23 protein-coding genes (1 of these 23 running past the window's edge) are annotated in these 22284 nt (G+C 62.4%); 12 read left to right on the top strand and 11 right to left on the bottom strand.

Annotated elements, in window-relative coordinates; genetic code table 11:
- Positions 1-157 precede the first annotated feature (157 nt).
- Genes K3180_RS07715 through K3180_RS07690 form a run of 6 tightly spaced genes read right to left on the bottom strand, consistent with a single transcriptional unit; the run spans position 158 to position 4044 of the window.
- Complete coding sequence (locus K3180_RS07715; RefSeq protein WP_221539611.1) at positions 158-775, bottom strand: riboflavin synthase; 618 nt, start codon at positions 773-775, stop codon at positions 158-160.
- Positions 776-782: 7 nt separating this feature from the next.
- Positions 783-1754: a bifunctional diaminohydroxyphosphoribosylaminopyrimidine deaminase/5-amino-6-(5-phosphoribosylamino)uracil reductase RibD gene (gene ribD / locus K3180_RS07710; protein WP_221539641.1), complete on the bottom strand. Its 972-nt coding sequence runs from the start codon at positions 1752-1754 to the stop codon at positions 783-785.
- Positions 1747-2217: a hypothetical protein gene (locus K3180_RS07705; RefSeq protein ID WP_221539609.1), complete on the bottom strand. Its 471-nt coding sequence runs from the start codon at positions 2215-2217 to the stop codon at positions 1747-1749. Before K3180_RS07705 ends, ribD begins: the two co-directional genes overlap by 8 nt.
- A gap of 32 nt (positions 2218-2249) precedes the next feature.
- The gene (locus tag K3180_RS07700) at positions 2250-2972 is read right to left on the bottom strand and encodes a M48 family metallopeptidase (protein WP_221539607.1); all 723 of its coding nucleotides are present in this window, start codon (positions 2970-2972) and stop codon (positions 2250-2252) included.
- Positions 2969-3439, bottom strand: coding sequence for a YcgN family cysteine cluster protein (locus tag K3180_RS07695; RefSeq protein ID WP_221539605.1), 471 nt, complete (start codon positions 3437-3439; stop codon positions 2969-2971). The genes K3180_RS07700 and K3180_RS07695 overlap by 4 nt, the downstream gene beginning before the upstream one ends.
- Positions 3427-4044, bottom strand: coding sequence for an SCO family protein (locus tag K3180_RS07690; RefSeq protein WP_221539603.1), 618 nt, complete (start codon positions 4042-4044; stop codon positions 3427-3429). Before K3180_RS07690 ends, K3180_RS07695 begins: the two co-directional genes overlap by 13 nt.
- An 89-nt stretch (positions 4045-4133) precedes the next feature.
- Here K3180_RS07690 and K3180_RS07685 point away from each other — a divergent pair, with 89 nt between their 5' ends.
- The 5 genes from K3180_RS07685 to ssb all read left to right on the top strand — a co-directional run bounded on the left by K3180_RS07685 (position 4134) and on the right by ssb (position 8139).
- Positions 4134-4730, top strand: coding sequence for an ankyrin repeat domain-containing protein (locus K3180_RS07685; protein WP_345719447.1), 597 nt, complete (start codon positions 4134-4136; stop codon positions 4728-4730).
- Positions 4730-5401 carry a COQ9 family protein gene (locus K3180_RS07680; RefSeq protein WP_221539601.1) on the top strand — a complete coding sequence of 224 codons (672 nt, stop codon included), beginning with the start codon at positions 4730-4732 and terminating at the stop codon, positions 5399-5401. The genes K3180_RS07685 and K3180_RS07680 overlap by 1 nt, the downstream gene beginning before the upstream one ends.
- A gap of 53 nt (positions 5402-5454) precedes the next feature.
- The gene (locus tag K3180_RS07675) at positions 5455-5694 is read left to right on the top strand and encodes a FeoA family protein (RefSeq protein WP_160728739.1); all 240 of its coding nucleotides are present in this window, start codon (positions 5455-5457) and stop codon (positions 5692-5694) included.
- Positions 5691-7538 carry a ferrous iron transporter B gene (gene feoB / locus K3180_RS07670; RefSeq protein ID WP_221539599.1) on the top strand — a complete coding sequence of 616 codons (1848 nt, stop codon included), beginning with the start codon at positions 5691-5693 and terminating at the stop codon, positions 7536-7538. Before K3180_RS07675 ends, feoB begins: the two co-directional genes overlap by 4 nt.
- 91 nt (positions 7539-7629) lie before the next feature.
- Positions 7630-8139, top strand: a complete 510-nt coding sequence (ssb, locus tag K3180_RS07665) for a single-stranded DNA-binding protein (RefSeq protein ID WP_221539597.1) — start codon at positions 7630-7632, stop codon at positions 8137-8139.
- 39 nt (positions 8140-8178) lie between these two features.
- Here ssb and K3180_RS07660 read toward each other — a convergent pair whose 3' ends face one another.
- The gene (locus K3180_RS07660; protein ID WP_221539595.1) at positions 8179-8796 is read right to left on the bottom strand and encodes a TetR/AcrR family transcriptional regulator; all 618 of its coding nucleotides are present in this window, start codon (positions 8794-8796) and stop codon (positions 8179-8181) included.
- Between the two features lie 96 nt (positions 8797-8892).
- Between K3180_RS07660 and K3180_RS07655 the strand changes: the two genes are divergently transcribed.
- From K3180_RS07655 to K3180_RS07645, 3 genes are read left to right on the top strand one after another with little or no spacing between them, the layout of a single operon-like run.
- Positions 8893-10059 carry an efflux RND transporter periplasmic adaptor subunit gene (locus tag K3180_RS07655; RefSeq protein ID WP_221539593.1) on the top strand — a complete coding sequence of 389 codons (1167 nt, stop codon included), beginning with the start codon at positions 8893-8895 and terminating at the stop codon, positions 10057-10059.
- A 3-nt stretch (positions 10060-10062) separates the two neighbouring features.
- Positions 10063-13332 carry an efflux RND transporter permease subunit gene (locus tag K3180_RS07650; RefSeq protein WP_221539591.1) on the top strand — a complete coding sequence of 1090 codons (3270 nt, stop codon included), beginning with the start codon at positions 10063-10065 and terminating at the stop codon, positions 13330-13332.
- Positions 13329-14798: an efflux transporter outer membrane subunit gene (locus K3180_RS07645; protein ID WP_247710393.1), complete on the top strand. Its 1470-nt coding sequence runs from the start codon at positions 13329-13331 to the stop codon at positions 14796-14798. The genes K3180_RS07650 and K3180_RS07645 overlap by 4 nt, the downstream gene beginning before the upstream one ends.
- Positions 14799-14980: 182 nt before the next feature.
- Here K3180_RS07645 and fumC read toward each other — a convergent pair whose 3' ends face one another.
- From fumC to K3180_RS07630, 3 genes are all read right to left on the bottom strand, one after another.
- Entirely contained in the window at positions 14981-16375 is a 1395-nt protein-coding gene (fumC, locus tag K3180_RS07640) for a class II fumarate hydratase (protein WP_221539589.1), read from the bottom strand.
- Between the two features lie 101 nt (positions 16376-16476).
- Positions 16477-17010, bottom strand: coding sequence for a YceD family protein (locus K3180_RS07635; protein ID WP_221539587.1), 534 nt, complete (start codon positions 17008-17010; stop codon positions 16477-16479).
- Positions 17007-17525 carry a ubiquinol-cytochrome C chaperone family protein gene (locus tag K3180_RS07630; RefSeq protein ID WP_221539585.1) on the bottom strand — a complete coding sequence of 173 codons (519 nt, stop codon included), beginning with the start codon at positions 17523-17525 and terminating at the stop codon, positions 17007-17009. The genes K3180_RS07635 and K3180_RS07630 overlap by 4 nt, the downstream gene beginning before the upstream one ends.
- 174 nt (positions 17526-17699) lie before the next feature.
- Here K3180_RS07630 and K3180_RS07625 point away from each other — a divergent pair, with 174 nt between their 5' ends.
- Genes K3180_RS07625 through K3180_RS07610 form a run of 4 tightly spaced genes read left to right on the top strand, consistent with a single transcriptional unit; the run spans position 17700 to position 20546 of the window.
- A complete protein-coding gene (locus tag K3180_RS07625; protein ID WP_221539584.1) occupies positions 17700-18179 on the top strand; it encodes an outer membrane protein assembly factor BamE in 480 nt (159 codons plus the stop codon).
- 42 nt (positions 18180-18221) lie between these two features.
- Positions 18222-18782: an ATP-dependent protease subunit HslV gene (gene hslV, locus K3180_RS07620; RefSeq protein ID WP_282098544.1), complete on the top strand. Its 561-nt coding sequence runs from the start codon at positions 18222-18224 to the stop codon at positions 18780-18782.
- Positions 18783-18802: 20 nt separating this feature from the next.
- Positions 18803-20101: an ATP-dependent protease ATPase subunit HslU gene (hslU, locus tag K3180_RS07615; protein WP_221539582.1), complete on the top strand. Its 1299-nt coding sequence runs from the start codon at positions 18803-18805 to the stop codon at positions 20099-20101.
- Position 20102: 1 nt separating this feature from the next.
- A complete protein-coding gene (locus K3180_RS07610; RefSeq protein ID WP_221539580.1) occupies positions 20103-20546 on the top strand; it encodes a GNAT family N-acetyltransferase in 444 nt (147 codons plus the stop codon).
- Positions 20547-20591: 45 nt separating this feature from the next.
- On the opposite strand, the gene K3180_RS07605 is transcribed toward K3180_RS07610, so the two are convergent.
- A protein-coding gene (locus K3180_RS07605; protein ID WP_221539578.1) for an ABCB family ABC transporter ATP-binding protein/permease crosses the window boundary here: on the bottom strand, positions 20592-22284 show its 3' portion. It continues 128 nt past the right edge of the window; the window shows 1693 of its 1821 coding nt (coding positions 129-1821); the start codon falls outside the window, past its right edge — the gene reads right to left on this strand; it ends in the stop codon at positions 20592-20594.

The following is a 22284-nucleotide window of genomic DNA, read 5'->3' as shown; positions in this document are numbered from 1 at the left end:
AAGGCCGGACACATGGGCGCCTCAACAAGCTAAGCTCAGTTCAAATTATCCCTTGCCAACGGAGAGCCGTCCACACATGTCGTTAGCTGACAGGCAGGTTTTGGCGAGAATTCGTGCAATGCAGCCAGTTTGCTAGAGGCGTCGTCCTTGCCTGACGTTATCCCGCCAAGCTCTGCATCCGCTTCAGATACCTTGCCAGCACGTCGATCTCAAGGTTGACGCGGTCGCCTTGCGCCAGACCGCCCAGCGTCGTCACTTCGGCGGTGTGGGGGATGACGTTCAGCGAGAAGTCGCAGGTGCCGTCGCTGCGGTCGCGCAGGTCGTTGACGGTCAGCGAGACGCCATCGACGGTGATCGAGCCCTTTTCCGCCACGAAGGGAGCGAAGGCGCGGCTGATGCGGATGGCGAGCTGCCAGGAGCCGCCCTTTTCATTCTTCGCGACCACTTCCCCAACGGTGTCGACATGGCCGGTGACCAGGTGGCCGCCGAGTTCGTCGCCGAGGCGCAGCGCGGGTTCGAGATTGAGCCTGCGGCCTTCTTCCCACATGCCGCGCACTGTGCGGGAGACTGTTTCGCCCGAAACGTCGAAGCCGATCCGCGCAGCGCCTTTTTCGCCGCCCAGCGTGACCACGGTGAGGCACACGCCAGAGCAGGAGATGGAGGCGCCGATTTCGATCGCGCCGGGATCGAAGGGGCAGGCCACGAGGATGCGTGTATCGCCGCGCTGCTCGACGCTTTCGATGGTACCGATGGCGGTGACGATGCCGGTGAACATATCTGCGCTAAGCCTCCTGTCTGGTGCGGCGATAGGCGGTGAAGCTGTCGCTGCCAAGCTGGCGGCTCTCCACCTGCTGCCAGCGGCCGTGCGCCGCGGCGAGGCTTTGCAGCCCGATGTCGCCCAGCGCAGGCATTCCCTTGCCGAGCAGGATCGGTGCACGGTAGATTTCCAGTCGGTCGACTAGGTCTGCGGAGAGGAAGCTGGCCGCCGCACCCGCGCCGCCTTCGACATAGAGATATTGCACATCGCCAAGCGTTGCGATCTGCGCCGGAGCGTTGATGACCTTCACCCCGTCTGGCGGAATGCCGCGGGTCAGCAGGACGCGCCGGGGGCTGCGATCCTGCAGACCGTCCAGGCGCACGTCGAGGCGGGGCCGGTCGTGCCGCCAGGTCGCCCCGCCGACAAGGATCGCATCGTTCATGGCGCGGCGCGAATGGACATGCGCGCGGGCTTCCTCGCCAGTGATCCACTGGCTGGACCCGTCGGCAAGCGCGATGCAGCCGTCGAGCGACATGGCGAGCTTGAGCGTGACGAAGGGCCGGCCATGTCGCGCCCGGGTGAAATAGCCTGCGAGGCTGCTCTCGACCTGGGGCGAGGGAAGAAGGCTCGCTTCGATCCCGGCGGCGCGGAGCCGGGCGATACCTTCCCCGGCAGTCCGCGGATCGGGATCCTGCGCCCCGATGACCACGCGTGCGACGTCGGCTTCGACCAGCAGGTCGGCACAGGCAGGGCCGCGATCCGAGCGGTGGGCGCAGGGTTCGAGCGTGACATAGGCGGTGGCTCCCGCTGCGCCTTCGCCAGCCTGCCGGAGCGCCATGGCTTCTGCATGGGGTCTGCCGCCCTCTTGCGTCCAGCCGCGCCCGATCACGCGGGCGTCCTTCACGAGGATGCAGCCTACCGCGGGGTTGGGGCGGGACTGCGCGCGCGCGCGCGATGCGAGCCGGGCCGCAGCCTCCAGCCAGCGCAGATCACTCACCTGCGGTTTCAACCGTGCCGTCCGTCTGATCGTCGCTTTCGCCGAAAAGTTCTGCCAGCCGTTCACGTTCGGCCCGTTCTTCCGCAGCGCGTTCGGCCTCCGCTTCGGCCTCCATCGCCTCGACATCGAGACCGGTTGCCGCCCCAAGGCTCTTGTAGAGGTCGCGCCGGCGCTGTTCGATACGCGCGCGCTCTGCCTCGAGTTCATCCTTGCGGCGCTGGTTCTCGATGTTCGACTGGCGGATTTCCTCGTCGGTCCGGCCTTCGGCGAAGGTCGTGATATAGGTGACCTGCGGCACCTCGGGCGGATAGTAATATTCTTCCTTGGTCAGCCAGAAGAACAAGGTCCCGGTCATGGCGAAGGAGGCGGCAAGGATCGGCCAGCGATAGGGCGTCGGCTTCTTCCACTCGTTCCAGAAATCGGCGATCCCGCCGGCTGCATTGAATCTCGTTCGAAAGCGCATAGGCCGACGATAGTAGCCTTCGCGGCTTTCCGCTAGCTGAAGCTGGCGTAGAGTGCGCGTCCGCGCTGCGAAAGCCAGCTATTGGCGGCGTCGATCTCGCCCTCGTAGATTCGGTCCAGCAGCGCGTGGAACGCGGGCGAATGATCGAAATGGACGAGGTGGGCGACTTCGTGTGCCACGACCGAGCGGCGAACATGGTCGGGTGCCTGTACCAGCCGCCAGTTGAGGCGGAGGACGCCTTCGCTCGAACAGCTTCCCCAGCGGCGGCGCGCCCGGGTCAGGCGGACGGGAGCAGGAGGAAGTCCGGCGCGCCCGCAATAGAAGGCGGCGTCTTCCTCGAACAGGGCGAGCGCCTGCTGCTCCAGCCACCGGGCAAGGCGTTTCCCAAGAGTTTCCTCCGGTCCGCCGACGATCAGGCGGTCCCCGTCCATGGAAGACTTGCGCGGCGCGTCGGCGCGCCACTCGATGGCTATTCGCTCTCCGCGATAATCCAGGGCGCGCTCGGCAACCGGATCGCGAGGCTCGGGAACCTTGGCCAGCTGGCTCGCCAGCCATTCGGTCCGTGCATGGGCGAAGGCGATCGCTTCCTTCGTAGCGCACCAGCGTGGCAGGGTGATCTTCACCTTGCTGCCATCCGGAGCGAGGCGGAGCGTTAGGCGGCGGGCAGTCGCATGGCGTCGCAATTCGATCGGCAGGATGCGTCCGGCGATCTCGATCTGCGGCTCCAGCTTACAGTCGCGCAGCCATTCGATCATGCGGCGTCTTCCTCGCCGCAATTCTCGCCATCGCCCCATTCGACGATATGATGCTCGAGAGGGCCCGCCTCGTTCTCGCTGATCACCCGCCCGGCCACGGAAACGCCCGCGCGGATCACGGCTTCGCGATCGCCCGATATCAGGTAATGCCAGCGGGGCAGCGGCCGGTTTTCCGCCCGCCTGCGATAGGCGCAGGTGTCGGGCAGCCAGGGCACCCGGTCGACCAGCTTGAGCGTCAGGCGCAGGCAATCGGGGACGAAGGCCTTGCGGTGCCTGTAGTCCTTGCAGCGCGCGGTCTGGCAGTCGAGCAGGCTGCAGGCGACGTTGGTTTCCTCGATCTCGCCCGTGTCTTCATATTCGACCTTGTGCAGGCAGCACCGCCCGCAGCCATCGCACAAGGCCTCCCATTCCTCGCGCGAAAGATCGGACAGGGGGCGTTCCCAGAAGCGTTCCCTCAACGCACCCATTTCGCCAGTTCCGCAGCCACCGCATCGGGCCCTTCGTCGGTCGGCAGCATTGCCAGCGGGTTTCCGTCGGGCCCGAAGAGATAGGTGATGTTGGAATGGTCCATCAGATATCCGCCCGATTCCGTTTCCTCGCCCCGGCTGTAGTAGACGGCAAAGGCATTGGCTGCGGCATCAAGCTGTTCCTTCGTCCCCGTCATGCCGATCAGGCGCGGGTGGAAGGCATCGGTGAATTCGGTGAGGACTTCGGGCGTATCACGATCCGGATCGATGCTGACGAAGAGCGGCTGGACCTTGGCGCCGAGCTCGGGGCTTTCCTCCTCGAACCGTTTGAGCCCGGCCATGGCCCGCTGGTTGTCCGTCGGGCAGATGTCCGGGCAATAGGCATAGCCGAAATAGACGGTGCGATACTGCCCGTCGAAATCGGAGAAGCTGACCGGTTCGCCGGTCTCTCCCGTCAGCGTGAAATCGCCGCCAATGGCCGCGCCTTCGAGCGGCGGGGCTTCTGAACCGGTAGTTTGCGTTTCCTGCGAACATGCGGTCAGCATGAGCGCGGCAATGGCGATGGGGGCGGCGAGGTTGGTAAAGCGCATGACAGGGTGGTTCATGGTCTGCTAACGGCGTCTGTTCAAGGGGACGCCCTCAAGCTTGTTGCGAATAATCGAAACGGAGAACTGTCGCTGTGCGTATAATCGTGGTGAAACGGGGTTTGGTCATCGCAGGCGCCGGGCTGGCCATGCTGGCAAGTCCGTTGGCCGCACAATTCCAGAGCGACGGTTACAAGTTCATCAAGGCCGTCCGCGATCGTGACGGAACGGTCGCAACGCAGATGCTCGACGAGCCGGGTACGACCATCGTCAATGCGCGCGAAGTGACCACGGGCGAGACCGCGCTGCATGCGGTCGTACAGAGGCGGGACCTGACCTGGGTGAAGTTCCTCCTCCAGCGCGGCGCCAATCCCGACATTGCGGACAAAAACGGAGTCTATCCCATACAGATTGCCGCACAGCTCGGCTTTATCGAAGGGGTCGAGCGGCTTGTTCAGGGCGGGGCCGACATCGACGTGTCCGACTCCACAGGTGAAACCCCGCTCATCAGCGCCGTCCATCGCCGTGATCTGAAGATGATCGAGATGCTCGTCAAGAATGGCGCAAATCCCGACCGAACGGATAATTCCGGCCGGTCCGCGCGAGACTATGCTGCGCTGATGGGAGCGCGTTCCGGCGTTCTCGAGGCCATCGAAAAAGCCGAAGGTGCCGATGAAGGCGACGCCGAAACCTACGGTCCCAATTGATGGCCGAAGCCGCACCCGACATAGCCGATCTGACGCTCGACGAACTCCGTCTCGCGCTGGCCCCCGCCATCGCCGACGCCGCGATATTCGATGGCTGGACCGATGAGGCGGTGACCATGGCGGCGCAGCAAATGGGGGCCGATGTCAATGTGGCCCGGCTGGCCTTCAAGGGTGGCCCGATCGATATGGTTTTCGCCTGGATCGAGGCCGTCGATATCGCGATGGCGGCAGCCTTTCCCGAAGACGTCGTCGCTCCGATGAAGATTCGCGAACGAATCCGCGCGCTCGTCCAGTTCCGGCTCGATGCGGTGGCCGGGCAGGAAGAGGCCTTGCGCCGCGCACTTGCCATCATGGCCATGCCGCAGAACGTTGCGCAGTCGACCAAGCGTGGCTGGCGCACCGCGGATATGATGTGGCGGCTGGCAGGCGATACCGCGACCGACTACAATCACTATACCAAGCGGGCGATCCTGGCCTCGATCTATGGGGCAACGCTGGCTGTGTTCGTGGACGATACGAGCGAGGGCAAGGCCGAAACCCGCGCCTTTCTCGATCGGCGAATCGACGGTGTGATGAAGTTCGAAAAGGCGAAGGCGAAGTGGCTCTATCCCGATCGCGAGACCTTCAGCATCACCCGTTTTCTGGGCAGACTTCGCTATCCGGCTCGCTGAGCCGCTATTGATAATCGGTTGCAATAGATCGACCGATCTGACAGGGGCGGCTCATGACTTTGGACGGTTTCGAAAGCGGACGTAACGCGCGCATAACGGGCGTGGACTGGACCAGCCTCGCCGAGGATGAGGCCAAGCGGCTTCAGGCACTTGGAATCGATGAAGGTGCGGAAGTGGCCATCCTTCATCGCGGGGTATTCGGAGGTCGCGATCCGATTGCCATGCGTCTGGGCAACATGACAGTCGCCATTCGCCGCGTGCACGCGCACGCGATCTCGGTGGAGGCGGTATGAGCCGGAAACTGACCGCCGCTCTCGTCGGCAACCCTAACTCGGGCAAGTCGGCGCTGTTCAACGCGCTCACTGGGGCCCGCCAGAAGATTGCCAACTATGCCGGGGTTACGGTCGAACGTAAGGCAGGACGCCTGGCGCTGCCCAGCGGCGAACCGGTCGAACTGCTCGACCTGCCCGGTTCCTACAGTTTCGATGCTGCCAGTCCCGACGAAGCGGTAACGCGTGATGTCGTGAAGGGCACATTCGAAGGCGAAGCCGTTCCCGATGTCCTAGTGATCGTGATCGATGCCGCGAACCTCGAACAGCACCTCGTCTTTGCGCAGGAAGTGCTCGAGCTTGGGCGGCCGACCGTGGTCGCGCTCAACATGGTCGACCTCGCCGAACGCGACGGATTGACACTCGATCCGGCCGCTCTTTCGGAAGCGCTCGGTGTTCCGGTAATCCCGACCGTCGCGGTGCGTCGCCGCGGTATCGAGGAACTGCGTGCCGCGATTGCGGAGGCGGAGACCCACGCGCATGAGGAAGCACACACCCGCTGGCACCTGACGCTGCCGGAGCGGCGACTTTCCGCCAAGCACATGGCGCGCGGAGCGATCCTTTCAAAATCGACGCGCCATACGATCGAGAACGGCGTCGACAGAATATTGCTCAATCCATGGATCGGGCCGGTAATCCTGTTCGGCCTGCTGTTCGTGATCTTTCAGGCGGTTTTCGCCTGGGCGACGCCATTTGCCGACGCGCTCGAAGGCGGCGTGGGCGCAATGTCCGAAGGCGTCATTGCAGCCATGGGGCCGGGGCTGGCACGCGATTTTCTGACGGAGGGCGTGCTGGCGGGCGTCGGCTCGGTCGTCGTCTTCCTGCCGCAGATCGTGATCCTGTTCGCGTTCATCCTCGTGATGGAGGCAAGCGGATACATGGCGCGTGCGGCCTTCCTGATGGACCGGTTGATGGCCGGCGTCGGCCTTTCCGGAAAGAGCTTCATTCCGCTGCTCTCCAGCTTCGCCTGCGCCATTCCCGGCATCATGGCGACACGCAGCATCAGCGATCCGAAGGACCGGCTGACCACGATCCTGATCGCACCGCTAATGACCTGTTCGGCGCGCCTGCCGGTCTATGCAGTCATCATCGCAGCAGTCATCCCGCAGACCACGGTCGGACCCGGCGTCGGGTTGCAGGGGCTGGTTCTCTTCGCGCTTTATGTTGCCGGAATTGTCGGAGCGATGGTGGTCGCACTGGTGCTGCGCAGTACCGTCACCAAGGGTACTGCATCGGGCTTCATCATGGAGTTGCCGCGTTACCAGATGCCGCGGATAAGGGACCTTGCCATCGGGCTTTGGCAACGCGCCTGGGTATTCCTGCGCCGCGCCGGTACGATCATCTTCATGGCGACCATCGCCCTGTGGGTGCTGTTGAGTTTCCCGCAGGCCGAACCGGGCGAAAGCCAGCTCGATGCTAGCTATGCAGGGGTTGTCGCCGACACGCTGCATCCCGTCCTCGAACCGGTCGGCTTCAACCGCGAGATGAGCCTGGCGCTGGTTCCCGCAATCGCCGCGCGCGAAGTGGCCGTCTCGGCTCTGGCGACAACCTATGCGGTCGATGCCGAAGACGAGGAAGTCGCAGCCCAGGGCGTTACCGAAAAGATCGCAGCCCTGTGGAGCCTTCCCACGGCGCTCGCTTTCCTTGCGTGGTTCGTCTTTGCGCCGCAGTGCCTGTCGACCATCGCGGTGGCGCGGCGGGAAACCAACGGGTGGAAATGGCCGACGGTGATGGTGGTCTACCTCTTCGCGCTCGCATGGGTTGCAGCAGGTGCCACCTATTGGATTGCGGTCAGCCTCGGGCTTTAGCTCCGCTCCGGTGGAAACGCCTTTCTGCGAACTGGAACCGGACCGCCGCCTCGGTTAGGCCATGCGCAAGTAATCACGAAGGAACGATTCGATGGCCGGTAGCCTCAACAAAGTCATGCTGATCGGGAATCTGGGCGCAGACCCGGAAATCCGCAGCTTCCAGAACGGTGGCAAGGTCGCGAACCTGCGCGTCGCCACCAGCGAAACCTGGAAGGATCGCAACACCGGCGAAAAGCAGGAACGCACCGAATGGCATACCGTCTCGATCTTCTCCGAAGGTTTGATCGGCGTGGTCGAACGTTTCCTGCGCAAGGGCAGCAAGGTCTATATCGAAGGCCAGCTCCAGACGCGCAAATGGCAGGACCAGCAGGGTAACGATCGCTATTCGACCGAAGTCGTGCTGCGCGGCCTGAATGGCACGCTGACCATGCTCGACGGTGCGCAGGGCGGCGGATCAGGTGGCGGCGGTCCGCGCAGCGGTGATTACGGCGGTAACCAGTCTTCGGGCGGCGGCGACAACTGGCGCAGTGGTGGCGGCCAGTCCGGCGGCTCCAGCGGCGGTTCGAACTACGACGATCTGGACGACGATATTCCGTTCTGATTTCCGGCATTATCGAGTCGGATGACGAATCTGCCGACTTTATTCGGATGGTAAGCCCGCACCGGTGATGAAGAAGTCTGTCCGGGCGCGGAGCCGTTCCGGCGAGTGATCGACGCCGATACCGTGGCTGATCGCTTCGGAATGGATGTCGCTCACGAATAGGCCAAGGAACATTTCCGCGAGCATCGGCGGATCGAAATTCATACCGACGCCGTCATCTTGCCATGATGAGAACATCCGCTCGAGAGAATGGCGGGTCCGGGTCGCCGTGCGTTCGAAGAATTTCCGGGCGAACTCGCGGTCGTTGATACTGCGCGCAATCACGATGCGAATCAGCGCGACGGTTTCGGGATCGAGGAAATGTCCGCGTAAGAGTTCGGCGAGACGATGCAATATTCGGGCTGGCGGGCCGCCTTCTTCCACCGCCTCCCGAATCAGCGCCTCGCCCGAAGAAGCCTTCTCGAAGACCACTGCTTCGAGCAGTCCGTCCTTGTTTCCAAAGAGTTTGTAGACTGTCGCCAACGATCCCCCGGCACGTTCGACGATGTCGCCGAGTGTCGTACGTTCGAAACCTTGTTCAACGAAAAGGGCGCGCGCGGCATCTATTACCGCGCGTTTCCTGCGGTCGAGACGGCAGCATTCTGCGTGTTCGATCATTTTTATAGGGCTCTACGATAACGGGTTGCATGACAAGTGTGTAATCACTATTACACCTTCGCACCTGCACAAAAGCTGACTGAAAGCCACTTCATCATGAAGCAAATTCTCGCCGGCCTGGCCGCTTGCCTCCTCCTGTCTGCCTGCTCCCCGGGAGAAGCGCCTCCCGAACAGCAGCCGATCCCGGTCAAGACCATAACCGTGTCCAGCAAGGCCGTGCCCAATATCATCGAGCTGCCCGGTCGCGTGGAACCGGTGCGCGTCGCCGAAGTGCGCGCCCGGGTGACCGGTATCGTCCAGGAACAACTCTATGAGGAAGGAACGGATGTCCGCGCAGGCCAGCCGCTGTTCCGCATAGACCCACGGGAATTGCGTGCCAGCTATGCCCAGACGCAGGCCGCGCTCGCCCGGGCGCGCGCCACTGCGGCGAACGCCCGGGCTGTAGTCGAACGTTATCGCCCGCTGGTCGATGAAAATGCCATCAGCGGCCAGGAATACGATGCTGCACTCGCAGCTTCGCGTGAGGCCGAGGCGAATGTCGCGCAAATCCGCGCACAGCTCGAATCGGCGTCGCTACAGCTGGGATATACGACCGTCCGTGCGCCGATCGCAGGGCGGGCCGGTCGGGCGCAGGTCACCGAAGGCGCACTTGTCAGCCAGGCGGAAGGCACGCTGATGACCCGGATCGAACAGATTTCTCCGGTCTATGTCAGCTTCGCCCAGGCCGCGAGCGAAGTGCTCAAGTTGCGTCGGGCAATAGCGGCAGGCGATATCGACCTGGACGAAAACGATCGCGTAGAGGTGCGTCTGACTTTCAGCGACGGGACCGAATATCCGGTCCTCGGCTATATCGACTTCCTCGCATTCTCGGTCGACGAGCAGACCGGCACCGTGGAACTGCGCGCCGAATTCCCCAATCCGCAGCGCCTCCTTCTGCCGGGCGAATTCGTGCGCGCGCAGATCTATGCCGGCGAGGTCCAGAATGGCCTGACCGTGCCGCAGCGCGCCGTGACCCTGACCGAGGAAGGCGGAACCGTATTCGTGATCGACCGCGAAGGCATGGCTGCAATCCGGCCCATCAGGCTGGGTGCGATGGTCGATGGAAGCTGGATTGTCGAAAGCGGACTGCGCCCGGGCGATGTCGTCATCACCAGCAACCTTCAGAAAATTCGGCCCGGCGTACCGGTCAAAGTGTCGAACACGCCGACAGGGCAAAACAAGCCCGCGAAAGCTCCCGCTCAAACCGATCGTGGGGCGCAATAGACCATGGCTCGGTTCTTCATCGACAGGCCGATTTTCGCCTGGGTGGTTTCGCTCGGTATCCTGCTGGCGGGTTTCATCGCCTTGCGGGCGCTTCCGATCGAACAATATCCCGAAGTCGCCCCGCCATCGCTGACCATCAGCGTCGTTTATCCCGGGGCGGATGCCGAGACGCTCGAAGAGAACGTCACCCAGGTTATCGAGCAGCAGCTCAACGGGGTGGAGGGCTTCCTATACATGTCCTCGTCCAGCGGTTCGAATGGAGCGGCGAGCATCACGCTGACCTTCGAGGCGGGAACGGATATCGACATCGCGCAGACCGAGGTGCAGAACCGGCTGAGCACAGTCGAGGCACGATTGCCCGAAGAGGTGCGGCGACAGGGTATCACCGTGCGCCAGGCGAACGCCGGCTTCCTCATGATCGTGGCTCTGACCTCGGAAAGCGGCGAACTGACCACGACCGATCTCGGCAATATCGCCGCGACGCAGGTGGTGGATGAACTCCGCCGCGTGAACGGGGTCGGCGATGTGACGCTGTTCGGCTCGCAATATGCCATGCGCATCTGGCTGGATCCCGAAGCGCTGGCTTCCTACAATCTCTCGCCAAGCGCGGTACTTGCCGCCATTCGCGAACAGAATGCGCAGACCGCAGGCGGCTCGATCGGCGCCACGCCATTGGCAGATGGGCAACAGATCAATGCCACTATCTCGACCGAAGGCCGCTTCACGACAGTCGAGGAATTCGAAAACATCATTCTGCGTGCCAATTCGGGCGCGGCGGTGGTTCGGCTGGGCGAAGTCGCGCGGGTCGAAATCGGTGCACAGAGCTACGCCACCTCGACCAGCCTGAATGGCCGGCCCATGGCCGGTATGGCGATCCAGCTGGGAACCGGCGCCAACGCGCTGGCAGCGGCGGAGGGCGTGAAAGAGCGCCTGGGCGAGATCGCGCCTGGACTTCCCGGCGATGTCGCATGGTCGATCCCTTACGACACGACCCCGTTTGTCGAGGCGTCGGTCGAAGAAGTGGTAAAGACCCTGGTCGAGGCCATGGTGCTGGTTTTCCTGGTGATGTTCCTGTTCCTGCAGAACTGGCGTGCCACCCTGATTCCGACGCTGGTGGTTCCCATCGCACTGGCGGGGGCCTGCCTCGGCCTGTGGCTGTTCGGCTTTTCGATCAACGTGCTTTCACTCTTCGGCATGGTACTGGCCATCGGTATCCTGGTCGACGATGCGATCGTCGTGATCGAGAATGTAGAACGCATCATGCGTGAGGAGGGCCTTTCGCCGCTGGAGGCAACGCGAAAGGCGATGGGCCAGATTACCGGGGCGATAATCGGTATCACGCTGGTTCTGATCGCAGTTTTCGTGCCGATGGCATTCTTTCCCGGCTCGACCGGCGGCATTTATCGTCAGTTCTCGGTAACGCTTGCCATCGCCATATTCTTCTCGGCGTTCCTGGCCCTTTCCCTGACCCCGGCACTTTGCGCCACCTTCCTGAAGCCGATCGCAAAAGGTCATGGCGAGGACGACGAGATGCCGCTCGACACGGAGGCCGAACAGCAACCGGGCTGGCGCGGCCACCTTGCCCGCGCACGCAATGCCGCTTCACGTTTTTTCGGTCGATTCAACCGCTGGTTTGCGCGGATGCAGGAGAAGTATGGCCGTGCCAACGATCGCATCCTGTCGCGTCCTTGGCGGGCCTTCGCGGTATTCCTGGCCCTGGGTGCAGTGACGATTCTCTTGTTCATGCGGCTTCCGTCGGCCTTCCTCCCGACTGAAGACCAGGGTTTCCTGATCACCGCGGTCCAGGCACCGCCTGGAGCCACGCAGGAGCGGACCGACGAAGCGCTCGAGCCGATCACCGATTTCTGGATGGCTCGCGAAGAGGTCGAGAACCTCGTCGTCGTGCGCGGTTTCAGCTTCTTCGGGCAGGGTCAGAACAACGCGATCATGTTCGCGTCCTTCAAGCCCTGGGAAGAACGGACCGCCGCGGGTAGCGCTGCGGACGAAATTCTCGGCCAGGCGATGGGCACTTTTAGCCAGCTGGACAGTGCTATCGCTTTCGTCATCCAGCCACCGGCGATCCAGTCGCTCGGTCAGGCAAGCGGCTTCACATTGAAGCTGCAGGACCGAGCCGGACTGGGCCGCGAAGCGCTTGCGGGCGCGCGCGACCAATTGCTCGGCATGGCATCGCAAAGCCCGCTAATCGCCAATTTGCGGCCGGAAGACCAGGGACCCAGCCCCGAACTCTCGCTTGAGATCGACCGCGTGCAGGCGCGAGCCCTCGGCCTGTCTCTGTCCGAAGTGAACGCGGCCCTGTCGATCACCTTCGGCTCGGCCTATGCCAACGATTTCAACCGCGACGGACGTGTGTTGCAAGTGTTGGTACAGGCAGATGCACCCTATCGTATGACGCCTGAAGACGTTTTGTCGCTGCGTATTCCGAATGCAGAAGGACAGCTCGTGCCGTTCAGCGCTTTTGCTTCTGCCGAATGGTCTGCCGCTCCTGCCAGCCTGGCGCGCTACAACGGCTATCCGGCCATGACCCTTTCCGGCATGGCGGCACCCGGTGAATCTTCCGGAGCCGCGCTCGAAGAGATGGAGCGGTTGGCAGAGCAATTGCCGCAGGGCATCGGCTATGAATGGACCGGCATTTCCTACGAGGAAAAGCAGGCCGGTGGACAGATCGGGCTCTTGCTTGGCCTGTCGGTAGTTGTGGTCTTCCTGGTGCTTGCCGCCTTGTACGAAAGCTGGGCAGTCCCGCTGGCCGTGTTGCTGATCGTTCCGATGGGCGTACTTGGTGCCGTGCTGTTCTCTATGCTGCGGGGATTGTCCGCAGACGTCTATTTCAACGTCGGATTGATCACCATCATCGGCCTGGCCGCGAAGAACGCCATCCTCATCGTGGAATTCGCGATCGAGGAAGAAGAACGCGGGCTGAGGCGGATCGACGCGGTGAAGGCGGCCGCGCGCCTGCGCCTGCGTCCGATCATCATGACCTCGCTGGCCTTTACCATGGGCATGGTTCCACTGGTTCTGGCGAGCGGTGCCGGTGCAGCCAGCCGTATAGCCGTGGGAACTGGCGTGATGGGCGGGATGATTGCCGCGACGGTCCTCGGCATTTTCCTGATACCTATGCTGTACCTCCTGGTGCGTCGCAACGTCAGCCGCAAACAGCCGGTCGCAACCGGCGGTCACGATGATAGCGCCGCGGGCCAGACCGGAGGGCCCGAAATTGGGCGGGACGCCGACACGAAAGGAGAACCCGCTCCATGAAGCGATCGATGAAATCCCTGCTCGCGTTGGCGATCAGTTCCAGCCTGCTTGGCGCCTGCGCCAGCATGGCTCCCGAGCACACCCGTCCGGAGCCCGCGACGGCACCGGCGTTCGATCCGGAATATGCGCCCGACGGGACTGTCGTCGCCTCGCAGCTTTCGTATCGCGATTGGTTCGGCGATCCGCGGCTTCAGGCCCTCATCGCCAGCGCGCTCGAAAACAATCGCGACCTTCTCGCTGCCACCGCCCGGGTGGAGCAGGCACGCGCGCGTTATCGGATCCAGGACAGTCGCCAGCTGCCGACACTCGTCGCGGATGGCAGCGCGATCCGGTCCCGCCAGCCGCTGTCGGCCAATCCTGCGCTGGATGTTGGCGATGTCGAAGGAGCGCCGGATGCGATAACCGCCAACCGCTTCGATATCGGTGTGGGAATAAGTACGTTCGAGCTCGATTTCTGGGGGCGCATTGCCAGCCTGAGTGAAACTGCCCGCGCGGAATACCTGGCCACAGCGGCGGCGCAGAGGGCCTTTTACCTCTCGCTGATTGCCGACACAGCGACGACCTATTTCGAAATCGTCGAAACCGAAGAGCAGATCGCACTCGCAGAGGCGACGGCAGAGAGCAGGCGCGAAGGCCTGCGGATCGCACGGCTACGTCTCGACAACGGGGTGACGTCTGCGCTCCCCTATCGCCAGGCGGAGACCCTGCTGACGCAGGCGGAACAGCAGTTGGCCAGCGAGAAATTGGCGTTGGCGCAATTGCGCAATCAGCTCGCTGTTCTGGTTGGCGGGACGATACCGGGTTCACTACCCGATGGAATGAGCCTTGCCGAGCAGGCTGACGGTCGCCGCCTTGCAGCCGGCTTGCCATCGGAATTGCTGCTGGTGCGCCCCGATATCATTGCAGCCGAAGAACAGCTGCGCGCGGCACGGGCCAATATCGGAGCGGCAAGGGCGGCATTCTTCCCGACGATCTCGCTTACCGGCAGCGCGGGCTTGTCGTCGAATAGTCTCGACGGATTGTTCTCATCTGATGGGCTGGGCTGGAGCTTCGGCCCGACGATCTCGCTTCCCATTTTCGACTGGGGCGCCCGGGAGGCCGATCTGGACCTGGCAAAGGCGCTCGAAATAGAGCAGGTCGCGAATTACGACCGTACTGTGCAGACTGCCTTCCGCGAGGTATCGGACGGTCTCGCCGGGCGGCGTTATCTCGCCGAACAGCTGGTTACACTTGAAGCCGCCGTGGAGGCGCAGCAAGATATCGCCCGAATAGCCCGTTTGCGCTATCGCGAAGGGGTCGCCGACTATCTCGAAGTCCTCGATGCGGAACGCAATCTGTTCAGCGCACAGCAGCAATTGCTCGCCATCCAGCGTGCCTGGCTGCAAAATCGCGCGACGTTATTCGTGGCCCTTGGCGGCGGTTCTGTAGACGGAGGCGTTTCTTCCAATCCGGATACGCAGCGCTGATCGGAGGCAATAGCTGGCTTAAATCCGGTGCTGTATGCGGGCGCTTAACTACTGCGATTCCCTACCCCGCCGACCTTGATTTCAACCCACGACCGATTTCTTGCAAAGACGCCGAAGCCTGCGATTGCGGGCATCTCGGTCATCGGGAAAGTGGGTCTCGCTAGTCTCGCGAGCGAAGTGTTTCAAACGGTCGGACCGACCATGTCCTCGGGACGCACGATGCGGTCGTAGTCCGCTTCGCTCACGAAGCCGCTGGCTATGGCCGCCTCGCGAAGTGTCGAACCTTCCGAATGGGCGCGCTTGGCGATTTCGGCCGCTTTGTCGTAGCCGATCTCCGGCGCGAGGGCCGTTACCAGCATAAGTGAGTTCTCGACTCCTGCGGCAATATTCTTCCGCCGGGGTTCGAGCCCCTTGAGGAGGTGATCGGTGAAGCTCCGCGAGGCATCTGCGAGAAGCCTGACCGACTGGAGGAAATTATACGCCACCAGCGGGCGATAGACGTTGAGCTCGAATTGTCCCTGGCTGCCCGCAAAGGTGATCGCCGCGTGATTGCCGAAGATCTGCGCGCAGACCTGCGTCAGGGCCTCGACCTGGGTCGGATTGACCTTGCCCGGCATGATGGAGCTGCCCGGTTCGTTGGCGGGGAGGGCGAGTTCGCCCAGGCCCGACCGCGGGCCGGAGCCGAGCAGGCGGATGTCGTTGGCGATTTTGTAAAGGCTCGCAGCCAGCGTGTTCAGCGCACCATGAGCGAAGACCAATGCGTCCTGGCCGGCCAGAGCCTCGAAGTGGTTCGGCGCACAGGTGAAAGGGTGCCCGGTCGCTTGTGCCAGTTCTTCGGCCACCAACTGCCCGAAGTCATGAGGGGCATTTAGTCCGGTTCCGACGGCGGTGCCACCCTGCGCTATTTCGAGCAGGCCGGGCAGAACTTGCGCGATGCGCTCGATGCCGGCGCGCACCTGCTGCGCATAGCCGGAGAACTCCTGACCCAGCGTGAGAGGCACTGCATCCTGTGTATGCGTACGGCCGATCTTGACCAGATCGCTCCAGGCTTTCGTCTTGACCTCCAGCTCCGCGAGCATGGCTTCAAGTGCCGGTATCAGCGTCTCGCTGAGTGCCAGGACGGCCGCGACATGGATCGCGGTGGGGATGGTATCGTTCGAGGACTGGCTTTTGTTGACGTGATCATTGGGATGGACGGGCGTCTTGCTACCCAGTTCTCCGCCAAGCGACTGATTGACGAGATTGGCGATAACCTCGTTCGCGTTCATGTTGGTTTGCGTGCCCGACCCTGTCTGCCAGACGGACAGGGGGAAGTTCTCGTCAAGCTCGCCCGAAGCGACGCGCTGCGCCGCCTGCTGGATTGCCACGGCAACCGCATCGTCGAGCAGGCCGAGCTTCCGGTTGGCGACCGCAGCGGAGCATTTCACCAGTCCCAAAGCGTGGATCAGTTCGCGCGGCATGCGCTCCTCGCCAATGCGGAAATTTTCCCGCGAGCGCTGGGTCTGAGCGCCCCACAGGCGTTCTGCGGGCACGCGGACCTCGCCCATGGAATCGGTTTCTATGCGGGTGTCGGTCATGGTTGTTCGAACACGTCAGCATCCATTTACGTTCCGGCATACCCAGCCGGTTCGATTGGCCTTCCTACCTCCCCTTCGTGAGAATCGCCCGGCGAGTCCACTCAACCTTTCTTGAGCGCCGCCAGCGCTTCGGCCAGAGGACCACTGGGTTGGGAGGCCTCGTCGCTCTGGATACCGGTTTCCTTGCGCACCGCATCTGCGTCGGGACCTTCGCGATATGGGTCGATTGCAAGGCCCAGGGTCTGAGCGATTGCCTCACCGAGATCGAAGCTGTCGCCTTCATATTCGACCTCGTCGAGTTCCTCTTCGGTCAGCTCGAATTCCTCGTCCTCTTCATATTCGGGCGTCTGGCCAGCTGGGACGAAGCGCAAGGAAAAGGGCTCGGTAACCTCATAGGTAAGACTTTCACGCGTAACGGCGCAGGGTTGTTCGATCGTCGCGGTGAGAATCCCGTCGACCAGCACGGCTTCGTCCCGGTTGCCGAAATCGACTTCCGCGCCGAGGGAGTGAATCGCAGTGACGCCGAAACGCTTCGCAAGCGCGGCGCACTCCGCTTCGTTCGCCTCCACGATCATTTTTGTAGCCGGCAGGGCCCGCGGCCTGATCAACCGGACGAGTTCATTGCCTTCGCTCATGCCGCAATCTCTCCGGCCCGAAGCTGTTCCGCGCTGCTGCGCCGGAGTCGCTTGTGCAGCCTGATCATGCGTTCGGCCAGTGCCTCCGCCTCGTCCTCCTGAGCCATGGTGACATTGCGCTTCAGCGCTTCGGCAAGCGCGGCGCGATCCTCGTCCGCCAGCCTTTGCCGGTATGTCCCCAAGCGGCCGCCCATGCTGCTCATGAGATTGCCGATCTTCTTGCCTACCGTGGGATCGCCGATCCCCGCTTCGCGTAGCTGGCCTTCCATGTCTTCGACGAAGAGTTCGGTGACGAGTGCGGTTTGCGGTGCCAGTTCTTCATCCTGTTCCATTTTCAGCATGACGAGACTGAGCACGAGTGTGATCATGTCGAACCGGCCCTCGACGGTGTCGGCAACACCGCACATGCGATACCAATCCGGCTCTCGCGCCTGTTCGACGATAGTGTGCCAGAGCGGGCGCCACTCTTCTCGCGGGTCTTGCTGGGTGCCGAAAAGGCGGGCGAATAGGGACATCGGATAGAGCTTTCGTTCCGGTTCGTTCAGCGGCAATTCAAACCGCCATCCCCACCGCGCAATCACACGCACGTTGCAAGCTGCGGCGCAGCGGTTTAGGGCGTCGCTCGCGCATATAGGGTGCGAGGTCGCACAGGCCAAGCGCGCCGGAGATACGGAGTTGAAGAAGTTCCCATGAGGACCACGAAAATCCTTGGCGCCACCTTGCTGGTCGCAACCGGCCTTACGATGGGCGCATGCTCCTCTATCCGCGAATCGCGCGGTTATGTGGTGGACAATATCTTGTTGAATTCGGTGCAGCCGGGGATCGACAACCAACGCAGCGTCGAAATGACACTGGGCCGCCCGACTTTCACCAGCCAGTTCGGCGATCCGACATGGTACTACGTGTCGTCGACGACGGGCCGCAAACCTTTCGTCAAGCCTCGCGTCCAGGCGCACCAGGTTCTGGCGGTAAAGTTCGGTCCGGACGGTGACGTTGTTTCGGCAGAGCGATCCGGGCTCGATCAGGTGGTCTATCTCACGCCAGATGGCGACGAGACGCCGACCCTGGGCCGGGAGCGAGGCTTCCTCGAAGACCTGTTCGGAAACATCGGCACGGTCGGCCAGCCGGGTCTCGGCGGGCAGGGCGGCGCGGGCGGCCCCGGCACCTGAACGCGTCTTGACCCCCATGCCGCACACCCCATATCGCGCGGCATGAGTGATCAGGACAATCGCCATGGGCTGACCCAGTGGCACGGAACCACCATTATCGGCGTTCGCAAGGGCGACCGGATCGTCATTGCGGGGGACGGGCAGGTCTCCATGGGCAATACGGTGATGAAACCCAATGCCCGCAAGGTCCGCCGGATCGGAGAGAGCGGCAAGGTCGTTGCCGGATTTGCCGGGGCGACCGCCGATGCCTTCACCCTGTTCGAACGGCTCGAGAAGAAGCTCGAGCAGTATAGTGGCCAGTTGCTGCGTGCTGCGGTCGAACTGACCAAGGACTGGCGCACCGACAAATACCTGCGCAATCTCGAAGCCTTGATGATCGTGGCGGACAAGGAGAATCTCCTCGTCCTCACCGGCAATGGTGACGTACTCGAACCCGAAGGCGGGATCACCGCAATCGGTTCGGGCGGGAACTATGCGCTGGCTGCAGCCAAGGCGATCTCCGAATATGAGGACGATCCCGAGGTTATCGCGCGCAAGGCGATGCAAGTCGCCGCCGACATCTGCGTTTTCACCAATGGCAATGTGACCCTAGAAACCGTCTAACCAGCGGTCTGAAAGATTTCATGGACAATTTGACCCCCAAGGCGATCGTCGCCGCTCTCGACGAACACATCATCGGTCAGAAGGACGCCAAGCGCGCCGTCGCCGTGGCCCTGCGCAACCGCTGGCGCCGCCAACGGCTCGACCGTGACCTGCGCGACGAGGTAACGCCCAAGAACATCCTGATGATCGGCCCCACCGGCTGCGGCAAGACCGAAATCAGCCGTCGACTCGCGAAGCTAGCTGAGGCGCCCTTCGTAAAGGTGGAAGCGACCAAGTTTACTGAGGTCGGCTATGTCGGCCGCGACGTCGAACAGATTGCTCGCGACCTTGCCGAGGAAGCCATTCGGCTGGAGAAGGAGCGCCGCCGCGAGGCCGTGCGTGAAAGCGCCAGCCAGGCTGCGATGGAGCGGCTTCTGAACGCCCTCGTAGGCGAAAACGCCAGCGAGGCGACCCGCGAGGCCTTTCGCGAACGCGTGGTCCAGAACGCGATGAACGACACCGAAGTGGAAATCGAGGTCAAGGATCAGCCGGCGGGCAATATGGAAATTCCAGGCATGCCCGGCAATGTCGGCATGATCGACCTTTCCGACATGCTCGGCAAGGCGATGGGCAAGTCAAATCTCAAGCGCCGGAAGCTGAAGGTCCCCGATGCGTGGGACCGGCTGGTGGAGGAAGAGGCCGAGAAACGCATGGACCAGGACGATGTGAACCGCGTTGCTCTGGAAAATGCGGAGACCAACGGCATCGTCTTCCTCGACGAGATCGACAAGATCGCGGTGAGCGATGTGCGGGGCGGTTCGGTGAGCCGCGAAGGTGTGCAGCGCGACCTGTTGCCGCTGATCGAGGGCACCACGGTCGCCACCAAATACGGACCTATGAAGACCGACCACGTGCTCTTCATTGCAAGCGGCGCCTTTCATGTCTCCAAACCTTCGGACATGCTCCCCGAACTTCAGGGCCGCCTGCCGATCCGTGTGGAGCTGCGCGCGCTGACGGAGGAAGATTTCGTCCGTATCCTGACAGAAACCCGTGCCAATCTGCCGCAGCAGTATACGGCCTTGATCGGGACCGAGGACGTCACGCTCGACATTACCGACGAGGCGATTGCCGAGGTGGCCAAGATCGCTGCGCGTGTAAACGAGAGTCTCGAAAATATCGGTGCCCGCAGGCTGCAGACGGTGATGGAACGTCTGCTCGAAGACATCAGCTTCGAGGCTGAAGAACACAAAGGCGAGACGATCACCATCGATGCCGCCTATGTCCGCGAACGGCTAGACGACCTCGCCGGTGATACAGATCTGAGCAAGTACATCCTGTAGCATGGTGGATTATGCGCGCCTTGGTCCGTCGGACGGGGAACGGCTCGACGAACTGAACCGCTTCTTCGCGCGGGTCTTCCCCGATCCGGACATCCTGGACTGTTCCGGTGCGTCAGTTCGGCAACGTGCAGACTGGCTCGGGGACGAGAGGAATGTCGCACTCGTGGCCTTGCACGAGGAAGCGGTGGTTGGCGGTCTGGTCGCCTATCGTCTCGACAAGATCGAAGGCCGCCGGGAATTCTATATCTACGATCTGGCGGTCGACGAGCTGCATCGTCGCCAAGGCGTGGCCACGAAACTGATCGAAGTGCTTGGCGACATTGCGCGTCATGCCGGAGCCTGGGCGGTCTATGTTCAGGCCGATCCTGTCGATGGTCCAGCTGTCGCGCTTTATACGAAGCTCGGCAAGCGAGAGGATGTTTACCACTTCGACATCTTGCCATAGGTCCTGTGGTTCCTGGCGTGACGCCGAGTCCTTCCTTCGGAGCCGCTAGGCAGGAGCAGCCGCGCTCTCGCTTTCTTCCGCCTGCTGGCGAGCCCACATCTCGGCATACAGCTCGCCTTTACTCAACAACTCGCGATGCGTTCCGGTCTCGGCCAGGCGCCCGTGATCGAGCACGAGGATGCGATCCGCATCTGCGATAGTCGACAGCCGGTGCGCAATGGCGAGGGTGGTGCGGTGTTCGCTCACCTTGTTCAGCGTGCGTAGGATGTCTTGCTCGGTTCGGCTGTCGAGTGCGCTGGTTGCCTCATCGAGCAGGAGGATCGGCGGATCTTTCACCAGGGTGCGCGCAATGGCGACCCGCTGCTTCTCGCCGCCGGAAAGTTTCAGGCCGCGTTCGCCCACTTCGGTTTCGAACCCTTCGGGCAAGCGCTCGATAAACGGCATGATCGCCGCGGCGCGAGACGCATGCTCGATCTCTTCGATGCTCGCATTCTCGCGACCATAGGCGATGTTGTAGCCGATAGTGTCGTTGAACAGCACGCTATCCTGGGGGACGATACCGATGTGGGATCGCAGGCTGTCCTGCGCGACCCGGGAGATATCCTGCCCGTCGATCAGGATGCGGCCTTTCTGCGGATCGTAGAAACGGAACAGCAACCGGGCGATCGTGCTCTTGCCCGCGCCGGACGGACCGACAATAGCCACGTGGCTACCCGCCGGGACCTCGAAGGTAAGGCCGTGAAGGACAGTACGCTCGGGTTCGTATCCGAAAACGACATGGTCGAAAGTGATCGAAGGACGTTTCACGATCAGGGCGGGAGCCCCCGGTATGTCCTGCACCTCTACGGGCGTATCTATCAACCTGTACATCTCGGCCATGTCGACCAAACCCTGGCGGATCGTCCGATATACGAACCCGAGCAGATCGAGCGGGCGGAAGAGCTGGACGAGATAGGTGTTCACGAAAACGAGGTCGCCCACCGTCAACTCTCCGCGGCTCCAGCCCCATACGGTATAGGCCATGGCTCCGGCCATGAGGCCGTTGGTGATGAAAGCCTGCGCGATATTGAGCATGCCGAGCGAGGCATCGGATTTGATCGCCGCCTCGCTGTAGGCGCGGGCCGCTTTTGCATATCGCGCCTCCTCGCGCCGCTCGGCCCCGAAATATTTCACCGTTTCGTAGTTGAGAAGGGAATCCACTGCGCGCGAAAGCGCCTGGCCGTCGAGATCGTTCATATCGCGCCTGAGCTTGGTGCGCCATTCGGTGATCTGCCGGGTAACGACTATATACGTGACCACGGTAAAAGCGGTGGCCGTGACCAGCCCCAGACCGAAGTTGATATAGAAGATCACGCCTACTGCGATCAGTTCGATGATGGTGGGGGCGATGTTGAACAGCAGGAAATAGAGCATCGAATCTATGCTCTTGGTTCCACGTTCGATAATCTTGGTCACCTCGCCCGTGCGGCGCGAGAGATGGAAGCGCAGAGAGAGACGGTGGAGTCGGTGGAAAACATCTTCGGCTAGATGCCTCGTTGCTTCCTGCCCGACGCGTTCGAAAACGATGTTGCGCACGTTGTCGAAAGCGGTGCCCGCAAACCTGCCAAGCGCATACGCGAGCACGAGTGCCATGGCGACCAAGGCAGCCTGATTGTCCGGGCTCGACATGGAATCGACCGCATCCTTGTAGGCAAAGGGTACGGCCAGAACGATGCCCTTGGCCAGCAGGACCAGCACA

Source organism: Qipengyuania huizhouensis (assembly GCF_019711635.1).
GTDB classification, from domain to species: Bacteria; Pseudomonadota; Alphaproteobacteria; order Sphingomonadales; family Sphingomonadaceae; genus Qipengyuania; species Qipengyuania huizhouensis.
Note: the sequence above shows the minus strand (reverse complement) of the source record. Positions and strands in the feature narration are given on the sequence as shown.